General features: G+C 52.0%; 16 protein-coding genes and 1 tRNA gene. 10 read left to right on the top strand and 7 right to left on the bottom strand.

The window, feature by feature from the left end; genetic code table 11:
* Positions 1 to 2 precede the first annotated feature (2 nt).
* The 6 genes from kdsA to hemA are packed head-to-tail and all read right to left on the bottom strand — an operon-like array spanning position 3 to position 6099.
* Positions 3 to 857 (bottom strand): 3-deoxy-8-phosphooctulonate synthase, encoded by an 855-nt coding sequence (gene kdsA / locus OCL06_RS04435; protein WP_262992541.1) that lies wholly within the window; start codon positions 855 to 857, stop codon positions 3 to 5.
* Positions 858 to 876: 19 nt separating this feature from the next.
* Entirely contained in the window at positions 877 to 1251 is a 375-nt protein-coding gene (locus tag OCL06_RS04430) for a SirB2 family protein (RefSeq protein WP_262992540.1), read from the bottom strand.
* Between the two features lie 20 nt (positions 1252 to 1271).
* Entirely contained in the window at positions 1272 to 2825 is a 1554-nt protein-coding gene (locus tag OCL06_RS04425; RefSeq protein ID WP_262992539.1) for a DUF3369 domain-containing protein, read from the bottom strand.
* A gap of 55 nt (positions 2826 to 2880) precedes the next feature.
* Positions 2881 to 3723 (bottom strand): peptide chain release factor N(5)-glutamine methyltransferase, encoded by an 843-nt coding sequence (gene prmC / locus OCL06_RS04420; protein WP_262992538.1) that lies wholly within the window; start codon positions 3721 to 3723, stop codon positions 2881 to 2883.
* A gap of 1 nt (position 3724) precedes the next feature.
* Complete coding sequence (prfA, locus tag OCL06_RS04415) at positions 3725 to 4810, bottom strand: peptide chain release factor 1 (protein ID WP_262992537.1); 1086 nt, start codon at positions 4808 to 4810, stop codon at positions 3725 to 3727.
* Positions 4811 to 4818: 8 nt separating this feature from the next.
* Positions 4819 to 6099: a glutamyl-tRNA reductase gene (gene hemA, locus OCL06_RS04410; RefSeq protein ID WP_262992536.1), complete on the bottom strand. Its 1281-nt coding sequence runs from the start codon at positions 6097 to 6099 to the stop codon at positions 4819 to 4821.
* 179 nt (positions 6100 to 6278) lie between these two features.
* Here hemA and lolB point away from each other — a divergent pair, with 179 nt between their 5' ends.
* The 6 genes from lolB (at position 6279) to ahr (ending at position 10517) form a co-directional block, all read left to right on the top strand.
* The gene (gene lolB / locus OCL06_RS04405) at positions 6279 to 6824 is read left to right on the top strand and encodes a lipoprotein insertase outer membrane protein LolB (RefSeq protein WP_262992535.1); all 546 of its coding nucleotides are present in this window, start codon (positions 6279 to 6281) and stop codon (positions 6822 to 6824) included.
* Positions 6809 to 7690 (top strand): 4-(cytidine 5'-diphospho)-2-C-methyl-D-erythritol kinase, encoded by an 882-nt coding sequence (gene ispE, locus OCL06_RS04400; protein WP_262992534.1) that lies wholly within the window; start codon positions 6809 to 6811, stop codon positions 7688 to 7690. Before lolB ends, ispE begins: the two co-directional genes overlap by 16 nt.
* A gap of 4 nt (positions 7691 to 7694) precedes the next feature.
* A tRNA-Gln gene (locus tag OCL06_RS04395) sits at positions 7695 to 7770 on the top strand.
* 40 nt (positions 7771 to 7810) lie between these two features.
* The gene (locus OCL06_RS04390) at positions 7811 to 8749 is read left to right on the top strand and encodes a ribose-phosphate pyrophosphokinase (RefSeq protein WP_262993104.1); all 939 of its coding nucleotides are present in this window, start codon (positions 7811 to 7813) and stop codon (positions 8747 to 8749) included.
* Between the two features lie 165 nt (positions 8750 to 8914).
* Positions 8915 to 9334 carry a ribose-phosphate pyrophosphokinase gene (locus OCL06_RS04385; protein WP_262992533.1) on the top strand — a complete coding sequence of 140 codons (420 nt, stop codon included), beginning with the start codon at positions 8915 to 8917 and terminating at the stop codon, positions 9332 to 9334.
* Positions 9335 to 9515: 181 nt separating this feature from the next.
* Complete coding sequence (gene ahr / locus OCL06_RS04380) at positions 9516 to 10517, top strand: NADPH-dependent aldehyde reductase Ahr (RefSeq protein WP_262992532.1); 1002 nt, start codon at positions 9516 to 9518, stop codon at positions 10515 to 10517.
* A 67-nt stretch (positions 10518 to 10584) separates the two neighbouring features.
* On the opposite strand, the gene OCL06_RS04375 is transcribed toward ahr, so the two are convergent.
* On the bottom strand, positions 10585 to 11955 hold the full coding sequence (locus tag OCL06_RS04375; protein WP_262992531.1) for an amidohydrolase family protein: 1371 nt from the start codon (positions 11953 to 11955) through the stop codon (positions 10585 to 10587).
* Positions 11956 to 12250: 295 nt separating this feature from the next.
* Here OCL06_RS04375 and OCL06_RS04370 point away from each other — a divergent pair, with 295 nt between their 5' ends.
* The 4 genes from OCL06_RS04370 to OCL06_RS04355 all read left to right on the top strand — a co-directional run bounded on the left by OCL06_RS04370 (position 12251) and on the right by OCL06_RS04355 (position 15001).
* The gene (locus OCL06_RS04370; RefSeq protein ID WP_262992530.1) at positions 12251 to 12907 is read left to right on the top strand and encodes a 50S ribosomal protein L25/general stress protein Ctc; all 657 of its coding nucleotides are present in this window, start codon (positions 12251 to 12253) and stop codon (positions 12905 to 12907) included.
* A 5-nt stretch (positions 12908 to 12912) separates the two neighbouring features.
* Complete coding sequence (gene pth, locus OCL06_RS04365; RefSeq protein ID WP_262992529.1) at positions 12913 to 13500, top strand: aminoacyl-tRNA hydrolase; 588 nt, start codon at positions 12913 to 12915, stop codon at positions 13498 to 13500.
* 33 nt (positions 13501 to 13533) lie between these two features.
* Complete coding sequence (gene ychF / locus OCL06_RS04360) at positions 13534 to 14625, top strand: redox-regulated ATPase YchF (protein WP_262992528.1); 1092 nt, start codon at positions 13534 to 13536, stop codon at positions 14623 to 14625.
* Between the two features lie 148 nt (positions 14626 to 14773).
* Complete coding sequence (locus OCL06_RS04355) at positions 14774 to 15001, top strand: hypothetical protein (RefSeq protein WP_262992527.1); 228 nt, start codon at positions 14774 to 14776, stop codon at positions 14999 to 15001.
* Positions 15002 to 15003 lie beyond the last annotated feature (2 nt).

Raw genomic sequence — 15003 nt, 5'->3', positions numbered from 1 at the left:
CTTCAGGTGTTGCTGGTATCCAGCGGCGCAAACCCTTTCACTAATTCGTCCAATTCTTTCATCTGAGTCAGATAGGGCTCAAGTTTCGATAACGGCAATGCGCAAGGGCCGTCACATTTAGCTTCATCCGGATTCGGGTGGGCTTCAATAAACAACCCGGCCAGACCCAAAGCCATACCACTACGCGCCAGTTGCGCAGCCTGCGCCCGACGACCATCGGCCGAACTCTCCCGTCCACCCGGCATTTGCAGCGCATGGGTAGCGTCAAAGATAACCGGTGCATAGGCTTTCATTGCATCCATACCCAGCATGTCTACCACAAGATTGTTATAACCAAAGCAGCTGCCCCGCTCACACAGGATCACCTTGTCATTTCCCGCCTCACCCAGCTTGGTAATAATGTGGCGCATTTCATGTGGAGCCAGAAACTGGGGTTTCTTGACGTTGATGACCGCCCCGGTTTCTGCCATCGCCACCACCAGGTCCGTCTGCCGGGCCAGAAACGCCGGTAACTGAATGACATCTGCCACTTCCGCCACTGGCGCAGCCTGATGCGGCTCATGCACGTCAGTGATAACCGGGATATTAAAGGTTTCTTTGATCTCTTCGAAAATCGCCAAGCCCTTCTCCATCCCCGGCCCACGGTATGAATTCACCGAAGACCGATTGGCTTTATCGAACGAGGCTTTGAAAACATAGGGTATGCCAAGCTTTTCAGTCACCTTTACATAGTGTTCGGCTATGCGCATGGCAAGGTCGCGGGACTCCAGGACATTCATACCGCCAAACAGGGTAAAAGGAGCCGAGTTGGCAACCTGAATGTCACCGACCTGAATGGTTTGAGAAGAAACGGTCATAATTATATGTAGCCTTTAATCAGAAAAATAATGGTTGTTTAGTCAGTGCGACCTTGGCTGTCAGTCCGAGTACAACCAACGCCAGTACAAAGCTTCCCCAGCGCATGGGAGCTGTTTTGGCTTTTTTGAGTGCTATCACGCCAAGTACAATATAGGCAATTAATCCCAGTAACTTAAATGTCAGCCAGCCTGTGACCAGCGGGTATTGCGCAATCAGTACACACAGCCAGATAGCACTGCCCAGCAGCACAGTGTCAATAATGTGCGGCACGATTTTAACCCACTTCCGTTGCAAGGCGGTGGGATCCATTTGCGCCCAGATGAAGCGCAGTACAAACAGCAAAATACTAAGTACTACGGCAGTAAGGTGTAAATGCTTTGCCATCATATACATGACAGGTTCCTTCTTGGTTTTTATTGTGGTTGGTCGGGAAATTGTGCCTGGATAGCGACCAGGGACTCAATATGGGTAATCACCAGATCGACCAGCTTAGGATCGAAGTGCTTACCTTTTTGTTCCTGTAACAACGCGACGACTTTTTCGCGAGGCCAGGCCGCCTTGTAAGGACGGGCGTTGTATAACGCATCAAATACATCGACTAACGTTGCCAGCCGGCTTTCCAGCTGTATTTCTTCCCCTTGCAGGCCATTCGGGTAGCCGTTACCGTCCCAGCGTTCATGGTGCTGGCGAGCCAGTGTGGCAGCAAGCTGAATAGTCGGCTGACTGGAGTTTTTTAAAATCTGATAGCCAAATTCAGCGTGCTCGCGAATCGCATTGAGTTCGTCTTCGCTTAATCCGGACGTCTTTTCCAGAATACTCACCGGGACCCGGGTGTTGCCTACATCGTGCAACGGCATGGCTAACCGCAGATAGGTAAGCCGGGTATCATCAAGCCCAGCGGCGGCGCCCAGCACCTCGGCCATTTTAATCATGCGGGCAATATGCTGACTGCTTTGACTGTCGCACTCCATGGCTTTGCCAAGACGCTCAATAATTTCCCGCTGCGTGGCCTCAATTTCATTGGTCATCAGCACATTTTCGAAGGCAATCTGAAGATTATCGGAAAACAGCTGAACTAACCGCTTGTCGGTTTCACCAATCCGCCGGGGTAAGCCGGTCAGATACAGCAAAGAGCCTCCCTTAGAGCGACTGGAACAATACGCCACCACGTGATCTTCGGTATACACAATGGACTTTTCCTGCAGCGCCTGCTGACACAGGGCAAACTCCGTTTCTGTGAGCGCCTGTTGCAAGGGGGTACCTTTTTTACTGGTGTACTCCCCGTTACCGGCAAACACAAACAGTTCGTCAGGATCTGTCTGGTTAATCGGGTTGGGAACAGCCACTGTGGAGGTTATATAAGCGGCGTCCTGTGAGCAACCGAGGATAGAGGACAACTGCTGAATAATGCCCTGCATGAATTTTTCCAGCGAGTGGGTGGAAAACATATCCGCAGAGGCATCAATAATTTTCTCCAGCCCCTGACGGTTTTCTTCAATCGCAATGATATCGCGGTATGAGCGCAGGGCAGCAATGATCACAGTGAACAGCTTTTGCGCGGTGAGTTCAGTTTTGGATTTGTAGTCGTTGATGTCGTAATTGATAATTACGTCTTTCTCAGGCGCCTGGCCTGGCTGGCCGGTACGCAGAATGATGCGGGTAAAGTGATTATCCAGTTCGTTACGCACATACTCTGCTACCCGTAATCCGGCATCGTCGGTTTCCATCACCACATCCAGCAGCACCACAGCGATGTCAGCGTGATTACGAAACAGTTCTCGCGCCTCTTCACCGCTGTAAGCACTGATAAACTCAAGTGTTTTACCATTTAAGGCAAAGTCACTCAGCGCCAGCTTTGTAACCGCATGGACCTCAGGTTCATCATCGACAATGAGCACTTTCCAGGAGCCCAGTTGTTCTGCCGGCTCCTCGTCATCGTCTTCAATGAATAGCAGGTCATCATTCATGTGCGTAGATCCTTTTCGCCGCAAATTTACAGTATGGATAGTACTGGAAGGAAGATTATTCGCAAGTTTGCCAGCAACCGCCGGTAATTCGGGCGTGGCCAGCTAAGTCCTTTCTGGTATGAATTTGCTTAAAGCCTGCGGCATGGAGTAATGTCTGAATGGCGTCGGCCTGATTAAAGCCATGCTCCAACAACACCCAGCCTCCGGCGCACAGAAACTCAGGTGCAGCGGCAACAATAATGCGGATATCATCAAGACCGTCCGCGCCGGCTACTAACGCACTGCGCGGCTCAAACCGCACGTCGCCTTTTTCCAGATATTCGCTGTCGGCTTCCACATAGGGAGGGTTCGATACAATCATATCGAATTTTCCCGACAAGGCTTCAAACCAGCTTGATTCAATAAACCGGGCATTCCCAACCTGGTTACGCAGAGCATTCGCGCGCGCCAGTGCCACGGCATCAGGTTGCAAATCTGCGCCAGTCACCGCCAGCTCCGGCCGTTCACTGGCAATCGCCAACGCTACGGCTCCGGTGCCTGTGCCCAGATCGCAAACCCGGCTGGCGCCTTCTGGCATTAGCTCAAGGGCACTTTCGACCAGCAACTCTGTTTCTGGCCGGGGAATTAAGGTGGCCGGCGAGGTGGCAAGTTCAAGGGTCCAGAACGCGCGAACGCCGGTTAGATAAGCAACGGGCTCACCGCTATTGCGCCGGGCCACGAGCAACTGAAATTGCTGCCACTGGGCAGCCGTCAGCGTGTAATCCGGCCAGGTATAGAGCCAGGTTTGGGTGCGTTCCAGCACGTGTGCCAGCAATACTTTACTGTCGATGACGCTGTCATCGCACTCAGATAACGTTTGCTGCGCCCACTGCAGGGCGCTGGCTACGGTTTCCGCCACGTTATTCGTCAGACAACGAGGCCAGCAGGTCCGCCTGATGCTCCTGTAAAATCGGCTCCATCAGTTGCTGTAAGTCCCCGGCAATGACTTCATCAAGCCGGTAAATGGTCAGGTTAATACGGTGGTCTGTCACCCGTCCTTGAGGGAAGTTATAAGTACGGATCCGCTCTGAGCGATCGCCACTGCCTACCAGACTTTTTCGGGTCGAGGCTTCTTCTGCCGCCCGTTTCTCTTCTTCAATCTGATTCAGGCGCGCCTGCAGTACCGACATCGCTTTCGCCCGGTTCTTGTGCTGTGAACGCTCATCCTGACACTCTACCACCAGCCCCGTAGGAATATGGGTGATACGAATCGCCGAGTCGGTTTTGTTCACGTGCTGACCACCCGCGCCTGAGGCCCGGAATGTATCGGTACGTAAGTCAGCCGGGTTAATTTCGATAGCTTCTGACTCAGGCACTTCAGGCAAAACGGCGACGGTACAGGCAGAGGTGTGTATACGCCCCTGGGATTCTGTTTCCGGTACCCGTTGCACCCGGTGACCACCCGACTCAAACTTCAGGATCCCGTACACGCCGTCGCCGGCGATATTCGCAATCACTTCTTTAAAGCCGCCGTGCTCGCCTTCACTGGCACTCACCACTTCTACGCGCCAGCCTTTTGTTTCAGCATAGCGGCTATACATACGGAACAGATCCCCGGCAAAAATAGCGGCTTCATCACCGCCCGCACCGGCCCGGACTTCTAAAAAGCAGTTATGGTCATCGTTGGGATCTTTAGGCAGCAACAGCACTTGCAGCTCACTTTCCAAACGCTCAATCTCGGCTTTGGCCTCTTTGATTTCTTCCTGAGCCATTTCACGCATTTCCGGATCGTCTTCCGTCAGCATTTCCTGAGCAGAGGCCAGTGTTTCCTGCGCTTGCTGATAACGGTTGAAGCCCGCTACCACGTCCTCCAGCTGGCTGAATTCTTTGGACAGATTACGGAATTTGTCCTGATTCCCTATCACCTCTGGGTCGCCCAGCAGTGCCTGCACTTCTTCAAAGCGTTCAACCAGATTTTCCAGCTTGTTGACTACTGAGTCTTTCATGTAATGTTCTAACCTTCTTTTTTCTCGTTTCCGCCGACCATGTCGAGTGACAGGTTTTCACCCAACCACTGGGTCAGTGCGGCATTATCCTGTGCGGCAGCTTGCCGCAAGGCTTTGGTAGGCGCATGCATAAGCGCGTTTGTCAGTTTGTAGGCCAGTTCCTGTACCACCTCATCGGGCGCCCGGCCTTCGGCGAGCTGATGTTTCGCTTTCTCGGTAAGCTCGTCACGCTGCTGCATGCCCCGTTCGCGAAATTGCTTAACCAAATCAATAGATTGCTGTGACTGCTTCCAGGTCATAAACTCCACAACCTGATGGGCAATCATCTTTTCCGCTTCCTGCGCTGCCTGCTCCCGGCTTGCCATATTCTGTTCAACAATATGCTGCAAGTCATCTACCGTGTACAGATAAGCGTCGCCAAGCTCATTGACCTGTTCTTCGATGTCTCGCGGCACTGCCAGATCCACCAGAAACATAGGCATATTACGGCGCTGACGTAAGGCATCTTCTACCATGCCCTTGCCTATTAAAGGTAGCTGACTGGCTGTGGAGCTGATAACAATATCAAAATCTTTCAGGTGCGCCGGCAGCTGAGAGAGGGTCAGCACATCTGCCTGCAGCTGAGAAGCCAGCATTTCTGCCCGTGCCACAGTCCGGTTTGCCACAGCCAGTCGGCCTACCCCCTGCTCTTTCAGGTGTTGTGCGACCAGCTCAATAGTTTCCCCGGCGCCCACCAGCAATACATTGCGCTTTGGCAGCTCGGCGAAGATATGCTTTGCCAGTTGCACCGCCGCGTAAGCGACCGAAACGGCGTTGGCGCCGATGTCGGTTTCACTGCGTACCCGCTTTGCGACCGCAAAGGCATGCTGAAACAGGCGCTCAAACTCTGCGCTGACCATACCTGAGTGGCGGGCATCACCGAATGACTGCTTTACCTGTCCGAGGATTTGCGGCTCGCCAAGAATGAGCGAGTCCAGCCCACTGGCCACCCGCATAATATGTTTAACGGCCTCGTCCTGCTCAAACAAATAACTATTGCTGGCGATGTCGTTTTTGTCCACATGGTGAAATTGCGCCAGCCAGCTAAGCAGACACGGCGTATCATCCGGGTTCACCCGGGCATACAATTCTGTGCGGTTACAGGTAGACACGATGACCGACTCTTCCACTCCGGGCAAATGCTTTAGCGACGACAGGGCCGCCACCAGCGAATCAGGGGTGAATGCCACTTTTTCGCGCAGCGCTACAGGAGCGGTTTTGTGATTGATGCCTAAGGCAAGTAAGGTCATGAATATTCGTGCTGACAACGTCGGAGCGGCATTGTACGAAAAAGCCAAAATGATTGAAAGTGCTGCCGAAACTGTGTTCCTATAGAGCCACTTCAGGCAGCACCAGGCAAACACGACACTTTCCCATGTTTTTTCGTTGTATATTGATTTTATCGATTATACTGATTCACGGTTGCGCGGTGCGCCCCCAAGGTCCCTCAGCACCGGTTAACCTGCCTGCCCAGATAGAGCAATTGCGTGCGGTTGAACAGTGGAAACTGACAGGTAAAATGGCGCTCAGAGAAAATGACGAGGCGGTCAGCGCCAACCTGCGCTGGTCGGTAAACGAACAGGATCTGGCATTTCGTCTGAGTAACTTTCTTGGCGTGACCCTGGTAGATTTACAGGCTGAACACGGGCTGGTCACGCTTAAGGCTGACGACCGTACCTATACCGACACCGATGCTACCCGCCTGATATACCGGGTAACCGGTTGGGATATTCCTATCGGGCAGCTACTGAACTGGGTAAAAGGTGTGCCCGGCGACGCGGACAGTTACACCCTTACCGACGCAGGTCTGTTAGCGACGCTGTCGCCAGCCTGCAACCGCTGTCAGCAGTGGCAGGTCAGCTATGGCAACTATATGCAGGTTGATAACCTCTGGCTGCCCGGCGCGCTGACACTTACTCAGAAAGACACTTCCAACTTTATTAAGATTCGTATTCACCAATGGCAGATCCCCTGACATCAGCAGCCTGGTGGCCCAGCCCGGCCAAGCTTAACCTATTTTTACATATTCTGGGCCGTTATGAGAATGGCTACCATCAGTTACAATCGCTGTTCCAGATGCTGGACTATGGCGACAGACTGGCCTTTGTCACCGATGAAAGCGGCAGCGTGCGCCTGCAGGAGCCGCTCGCGGGCGTGCCAAACGACGAAAACTTAGTGGTTCGGGCAGCCCGGCTGTTACAGCCCTGCGCCAACCTCCCTCATGCCGGTGTCACCATTCACCTGGATAAGCAATTGCCGATGGGCGGTGGCATAGGTGGGGGCTCCTCCAATGCCGCCACCACCTTGGTTGCGTTAAACGTTCTGTGGCAATGTCACCTCAGTGAGGATGAACTGGCTGACATTGGCTTATCACTGGGTGCCGATGTGCCTATCTTTGTGCGTGGCCTGACTGCCTTTGCCGGTGGGGTGGGCGAACAAATTACTCCTGTCGCACAGCCAGAAAACTGGTATCTGGTTGTAAACCCCGGTATCCACATCAGTACCGCGGACGTGTTCGGCGCTGACGAATTACCCCGTAATACAGCCCCGATTGACTGGGATAGCTACCAATTCGAAACGACGGGCAATGATTGTCAGCAAATTGTCTGCGATCGCCATCCCGAAGTTGCAAAATTATTACAGTGGTTGGTACACTACGCACCGTCGCGGATGACGGGCACGGGCGCATGTGTTTTTGCCACCTTTACCGACCAAAACTTAGCCAGACAGGTACAGGCAATGCTGCCCGCCGAATGGACAAGCTTTGTTGCTAAAGGGGTAAATCAATCGCCTTTAAAACAAAAACTACAAGAAGTGAACGCCACCTCTGACACGCGGTAAAAATTGGGGTATAGCCAAGTTGGTAAGGCAGCGGGTTTTGATCCCGCCATTCGTAGGTTCGAGTCCTGCTACCCCAGCCATCTCCTTTATCAATGCACTGAGGAAACACTTGTGCCAGATATGAAGCTCTTTGCAGGTAACGCCGTACCAGCACTTGCCCAGAAAGTTGCCGACCGTCTTTACACCAAACTTGGAAACGCCAGTGTCGGTCGCTTCAGTGACGGTGAAATCAGCGTCGAAATTCATGAAAACGTCCGTGGTTCGGACGTTTTTATTATCCAGTCTACATGTGCACCTACCAACGACAACCTGATGGAACTGATTGTGATGATCGACGCCCTGCGTCGTGCATCAGCAGGCCGTATTACGGCAGTCATTCCTTACTTTGGTTATGCTCGTCAGGATCGCCGGGTGCGTTCTGCCCGGGTGCCGATTACCGCTAAAGTGGTTGCTGACTTCCTGTCAAACGTAGGCGTGGATCGGGTACTGACCATCGACCTGCATGCCGAGCAAATTCAGGGTTTCTTCGATGTGCCGGTAGACAACGCCTTTGGAACGCCCATTCTGCTGGCTGACATGGTACGCCGTGACTTTGCCGACCCGGTGGTGGTTTCACCGGATATCGGTGGTGTGGTGCGTGCACGTGCTACTGCCAAGCTGCTAAATGATGCCGACCTTGCGATTATCGATAAGCGCCGTCCGAAAGCGAACGTGGCTCAGGTAATGAATATCATCGGTGACGTGAAAGATCGTGACTGCATCATTGTTGATGACATGATTGACACCGGCGGTACGCTGGCGAAAGCGGCTGAAGCCCTGAAAAGTCATGGTGCTCGTAACGTTTACGCCTATGCTACCCATGCTATCTTCTCAGGCAATGCAGCAACAAACCTGAGAGATTCAATGATTGATGAAATCATTGTGACGGACTCCATCCCGCTGAGCAAAGAAATGCGCGGCATTGGTAAGGTGAAGCAACTTACTCTGTCAGAAATGCTGGCCGAGACTATTCGTCGCATCAGCAACGAAGAGTCTATTTCAGCAATGTTTGAGTATTAGTCTGCTTCGACTTCTACATTATCTGGAAGGCAGCCTGTTGGCTGCCTTTTTTGTATTACTCCAATGACCTGCATTGCTCTTATTCACTTCTCATTCATAAAAAGACTTGCACTATAGGTGATATCCCCTTTCAATAGGTTTATCGAACACCTTTAAGGATGCACTATGAGAAATGCGACACGGAGCCTGATGGCCGTTGGTACGGCTATGATGACGCTGACCGCCTGTGGCGGTGATGATCCATCAGCAAAGCAAACCGACATGAACTTGCAAGCCGCGCCTGAAGCCGTGCAGGCTGAGCCGGCTAAAGAGGACAGCAGTATGGAAAAAACCAAAACCGTGACCGGCACCATTGTTTACAAGGAGCTGGAAGGTGGCTTTTACGCGCTTATTGGTGAGGATGATGCCCGCTATACCCTGCAGGGATTAGACAAAAAGTATCATCAGAATGGCCTGGTAGTGAAAGTCACGGGCACTCCCATGCCAGACGTCATGAGTATTACTATGTTTGGTACTGTGTTTAAAGTCGACAGTGTGGAAGTCATTAGTGACGCCATGGTAAAACCGGAAAACCCTACTCACTAACTGTCAGGTAAACCCTTCAGAACAAAAAACTCCCCCTGCACTTCTGACAAGGGGGAGTGTTTTGCCCGTACCCTTAAACATACCGTCCGCCCCATCATCCAAACTAATCAGCGAATTCCTGATCGTAGTTCCCCTTCACCGCCGTATACCTTAGCTAATATAACCAGTGTGGAGATAATTTATGATTAAAGCTTTTGCTGCGAAAGAACCCGGCGGTAAGCTCGAACCGTTTGAGTATGACCCCGGTCAACTCGGTAGCGAAGATGTAGAGATTGACGTGGAGTCCTGTGGTATCTGTCACAGTGACATTAGCATGCTGGATAACGACTGGGGGCTCACTGAATACCCGTTCGTGCCCGGACACGAGGTAGTGGGTACTGTCGCGGCTATAGGTGATAATGTTTCATCACTGAAAGTGGGTCAGAAAGTCGGCCTGGGTTGGCACTCCGCCTACTGTAATGACTGCCGCACCTGCGAAAGTGGCGATCATAACCTGTGTCAGTCGGCACAAATGACCATTGCCGGTCGTCACGGCGGCTTTGCTGAGAAAGTACGGGCGCAGGCCGCGGCGGTAATTCCGCTTCCGGAAGGCATCGACCCGGATAAAGCCGGCCCGTTATTCTGTGGCGGAATTACTGTGTTTAACCCGCTTGCGCAGTTTAATTTACCCCCTACCTCAGAGGTTGGTGTAATTGGTATTGGTGGCTTAGGCCATCTGGCATTGCAATTCCTAAACGCCTGGGGCTGTAAGGTCGTGGCATTTTCTTCCAGCGAAGAGAAGAAACAGGAAGCAAAAGAACTGGGCGCCCATGAAGTCATCAACAGCCGTAACAGCGACGAACTGGAAGCCGCTGCGGGTCGCTTTGATCTGATTATTTCTACAGTTAACGTAAAGCTGGACTGGAATACCTATTTAAGCACACTGGCCCCGAAAGGCCGTCTGCATTTTGTCGGTGCTACACTTGAGCCATTAGATTTGGAAGTATTCCCGTTAATTATGGCTCAGCGTTCTGTGTCTGGTTCGCCGGTAGGCAGCCCGGCCACTATCCGCAAAATGCTGGACTTCGCTAATCACCATAATATTGAACCGGTCACCGAATTCTATTCGTTTGATGAAATCAATGAGGCGCTGGATCGGTTGCGCGAGGGTAAGGCGCATTACCGGGTAGTGTTAAAACGCTAAACCCCAAAAAGTAGTAAAGGGCTCTTAGCGAGCCCTTTTTTTTTGTATTCGTAGCGTTATTGTTTGACTAGGGAATAGCCTCTTCCCTCACCTGTCCGTTCAGCTTATACAAGGTGCCGTTTTTCATTACCATATCTACATCCTGCAGCAGATTGATATAACGCAGCACATCCCCTTTTACGGCGATGATATCGGCCGCTTTACCCGGGCTAACCGTGCCGACTTTATCCTGAACCCCCATCATTACCGCAGGCCAGTAAGTGGCGGCGCGAATAGTATCCATTGGCGACATGCTCATTTGCTCGACCCACACCGCTAATTCGTTCCAGGTGCTCTGGCAATGAAATTTGGTGGGGATGCCGCTGTCGGTGCCGACCAGTAAAACCACGCCGGCGTCTTTAAGCTGCTGAAACTTACGTTTTAGCGTGGGTTTGCGTAACGGCGTCAGCTGCATGTAATCCAGTTGACCGGGTGCAGACAGCGACTGCTTAATGTCGGCAATGGTGTCTTTTTTAAGGCCACGGTGCCAGCAGGTATTGTCCAGCTTTTCAGGGTTCGCCACGGTGTTTTCATAATTCCACAAACCCTCTACCGTGGGTGTCCAGTAAAGCGGGCCACCGGCCACTCGCCCTGTGGCAGTGCGCTCTTTCAGCAATGCCATGACATCGTCCGGGTATTCTGGGGCAGTCGTCAGACCGGTATGTTCAAAGTTATCAATGCCTATCTCAATGCCAACACGAATTTCGTCTGGACGATGGGAGTGCCCTACTACCTTGAGGCCGCGGGCATGGGCTTGCTGCACGACTTTTTTAGCCACCCTGAGCGGCATCTTGTCGTGATCAATTAACTTAATGATGTCAACGCCGGCATCAGCCAGCGTATTGACCTTTTCTACGGCTTGTTGTTCGGTGCTCACACCCCAGCGATACGCTTCGGTGCCCGGATAAGGTTCGGCCTGAATAAAGGGGCCGGAAATATACACCGTGGGGCCCGCTAACTCACCGTTTTCAATTGCCTGTTTCAGTGAAACTGACGCATCCAGCGGTGCGCCTAAGTCCCGGGTACTGGTTATACCGGCCAGCAGCAACTGTAAGGCGCTGGCCGGCATTATCTCATCGGCAAAACGGTCGGCGTAGGCTTCGTGCCAGTGGGGATAATCGGCGTGGCCATTGAGCATAAGGTGCGCGTGGTTTTCCCACAGGCCCGGCAACACGTCCATGCCCTCGGTACTGACTACCGTAAAGTCGTCAGGCACCGCCAATGCCCCTTGCTGGCCAACGGCCCTGATAATGCCGTCTTCAACCAGAATGACACTGTTGGCAAGTGGATGATGACCGAACCCGTCGATAAGCCGACCGCCTACCAGTGCCGTTTTTTCCGCAATTACAGATGCCGAGAATAGTAATACCCCTACTGCCCCGAAAATGATGTGCTTCATACCTGCTCCCTGTGTGTCTTATTGTTACCTGAGACAAGCCAGTGTGGCTGTCATAACCAGGCCTGGTTAGTTACTATACTGAGCCGTTGAGCGTTGCCTAGCCGCAGCCGACCAAGGCCGGGTTACATAAGACCAATGACATCAGCAAAAACTGCGTTTCTCGTTTGTATGTTGCCGGTGTGGGTGGTAGAATTCGCCGCCCTTGAATTTCGGGACCCGCTAATTGCGGTGTACACGTGAATATTTGGTCGCGAATATTCACAAATTTTAACTTATTTACTTTTGGAGACAGTCCATGGCTGGATCAATTTATCTGTTGGATGCCTCTGTCCGCAAAGACACAGGGAAAGGTGCGAGCCGCCGCCTGCGTCGTGAAGACAAAGTACCTGGTATCCTTTACGGTGGCGAAGACGCCCCTGTTGCACTGACTTTCGATCACAACAAGATCAACAACTCTGCTGATTACGAAGCATTCTACTCACACGTTCTTACTCTGAACATTGAAGGTGAGAAAGTAGAAGCGCTGGTTAAAGACATGCAACGTCACCCGTACAAGCCAAAAATCATGCACATTGATTTTCAGCGTGTAATTGCCGGTGAAGAACTTCACACTAACGTACCACTGCACTTCATTAACGAAGACAAGTGTGCGCCAATCAAAAACGACGGCGGTATTGCTGAGCACCACGTGAACGAGATCGAAATCACGTGTCTGCCTAAAGATCTGCCAGAGTACATTGAAGTAGACATGACTGACGTAGAAATGGGTCAAACCGTTCACCTGTCAGACATCACTCTGCCTGCAGGCATCTCGTCTGTAGAACTGGCAAAAGATGACGAAACGCACGACCTTGCAGTAGTTACTGTTAAGAAAGCTCCTAAAGCGCCAGCAGCTGATGAAGATTCAGAAGCGTCTGCTGAAGGCGAAGAAGGTGAAGGTACTGAGGAATAATCAGCTTGGCTGATATTCGTCTTATCGTGGGCCTGGGTAATCCAGGCCCCGAATATGCCCCCACCCGACACAATGCCGGCGAATGGTTTCTCAACCAGCTAGCCGACACTTTCCACACTCCGCTTAAGCCAGAAAGTAAGTTTTTTGGTAAAACCGCACGCATCACGCTTGCCGGTCAGGACGTACGCCTGTTGTCACCCACGACTTTTATGAATAAAAGCGGTCAGTCTGTGGCAGCCATGGCAAACTTTTATCGCATTGCACCTGAACAAATTCTGGTGGCTTTTGACGAACTGGATTTACCACCCGGCGTGGCCAAATTCAAAATGGGCGGAAGCTCAAGTCAGAACGGTGTGCGTGATATTGTGTCGAGCATGGGTAACAACAAAGATTTTCTGCGCTTGCGAATAGGCATCGGACATCCGGGTCATAAAAGCAAAGTGACCGGTCATGTGCTGGGTAAACCAGCCGCGAATGAAAAACAGGCCATTGATAGTGCTATCGACGAAGCCGTACGATGCACTGAACTACTGTTTAACCATGACCTCAAGCAAGCACAAAACCGGCTGCACGCTTTTAAAGCCGAGGCCTGATTTTCAGCACACAGCATACAAGGGTCCATCGATATGGGTTTTAAATGTGGTATTGTCGGCCTGCCGAATGTCGGTAAATCGACGCTTTTTAATGCGTTAACCAAAGCTGGCATTGAAGCGGCCAACTTCCCGTTTTGTACTATCGAACCAAACACTGGCGTAGTACCGGTGCCCGATTTGCGCCTGGACAAACTGGCAGCCATTGTAAATCCTCAGCGCGTGATCCCCACCACCATGGAATTTGTGGACATTGCCGGTCTGGTTGAAGGCGCCTCCAAAGGCGAAGGCCTGGGCAACAAATTCCTGGCCAACATCCGCGAAACTGACGCGATTGGTCACGTGGTGCGGTGTTTCGATAACGACAACATCGTGCACGTTGCCGGCAAAGTCAGCCCACAAGACGACATTGACGTGATCAACACCGAGTTGGCCCTGTCTGACCTCGAAACCACCGAGAAAGCCCTTATCCGTGTCGGTAAGCGGGCAAAAGGTGGCGACGCCGACGCCAAGTTCGAGCTTAAAGTGCTGGAAAAAATTAAACCGCACCTGGATGAAGGCAAGCTGTTACGCGCCCTGGAGCTGTCGAAAGAAGAACTGGCGGCCATCAGCTACATGAACATGCTGACACTCAAGCCCACCATGTACATTGCCAACGTCAACGAAGAGGGATTCGAGAATAACCCTTATCTTGATGAAGTTCGGACCATCGCCGAAGGTGAGAACGCGGTTGTGGTGGCGGTATGTGCCGCTATCGAGTCAGAGATCGCCGAGCTGGACGATGACGAGCGTGAAGAATTCATGCAGGACATGGGCTTGGAAGAACCAGGCTTAAATCGTGTGATCCGCGCCGGCTATAACCTGCTGACCCTGCAAACCTATTTCACCGCAGGGGTAAAAGAGGTGCGCGCCTGGACGTATCCGGAAGGCTCTACAGCTCCGCAAGCTGCCGGTAAAATACATACCGATTTCGAAAAGGGCTTTATCCGCGCTGAAATTGTAAGCTACGACGATTACGTGGAATACAATGGCGAACAGGGTGCCAAAGACGCCGGCAAATGGCGTCTGGAAGGGAAAGACTACATCGTTAAAGACGGTGACGTTATTCACTTCCGCTTTAACGTCTAACGGTAACGCTAAACACCGAAAGCCCCGCTGCCTGTGCACGGGGCTTTTTTTATGTCCGAACCCTACACTTTTTTAATTCGTTGACGCCTTGACTGCGCAAGCGCTTGCGCCAAAAATATAATTATGTGACTTAAACGGTGCTACGGTTATGCTGCAATGGATAAGACGTTTTTGGCAACGCAGACAGGAAGCTCAGGCACGTGCATACCGACGGGCGGCCATCGAGCAATCGAACAACGTGGTGGATTTTTGTGAGCATCTGGCCGCGAAACGCAATGCAGAGCCGCGCTACGATCCGGTGAGCCTCACTTCATGCGGATTACTGCGTAAGCGTCCCTATGCCCCGCCAAATGACTCTACGGACAACCAACAATAATA

This window comes from Alteromonas salexigens (genome assembly GCF_025628895.1).
GTDB lineage: Bacteria > Pseudomonadota > Gammaproteobacteria > Enterobacterales > Alteromonadaceae > Alteromonas > Alteromonas salexigens.
Note: the sequence above shows the minus strand (reverse complement) of the source record. Positions and strands in the feature narration are given on the sequence as shown.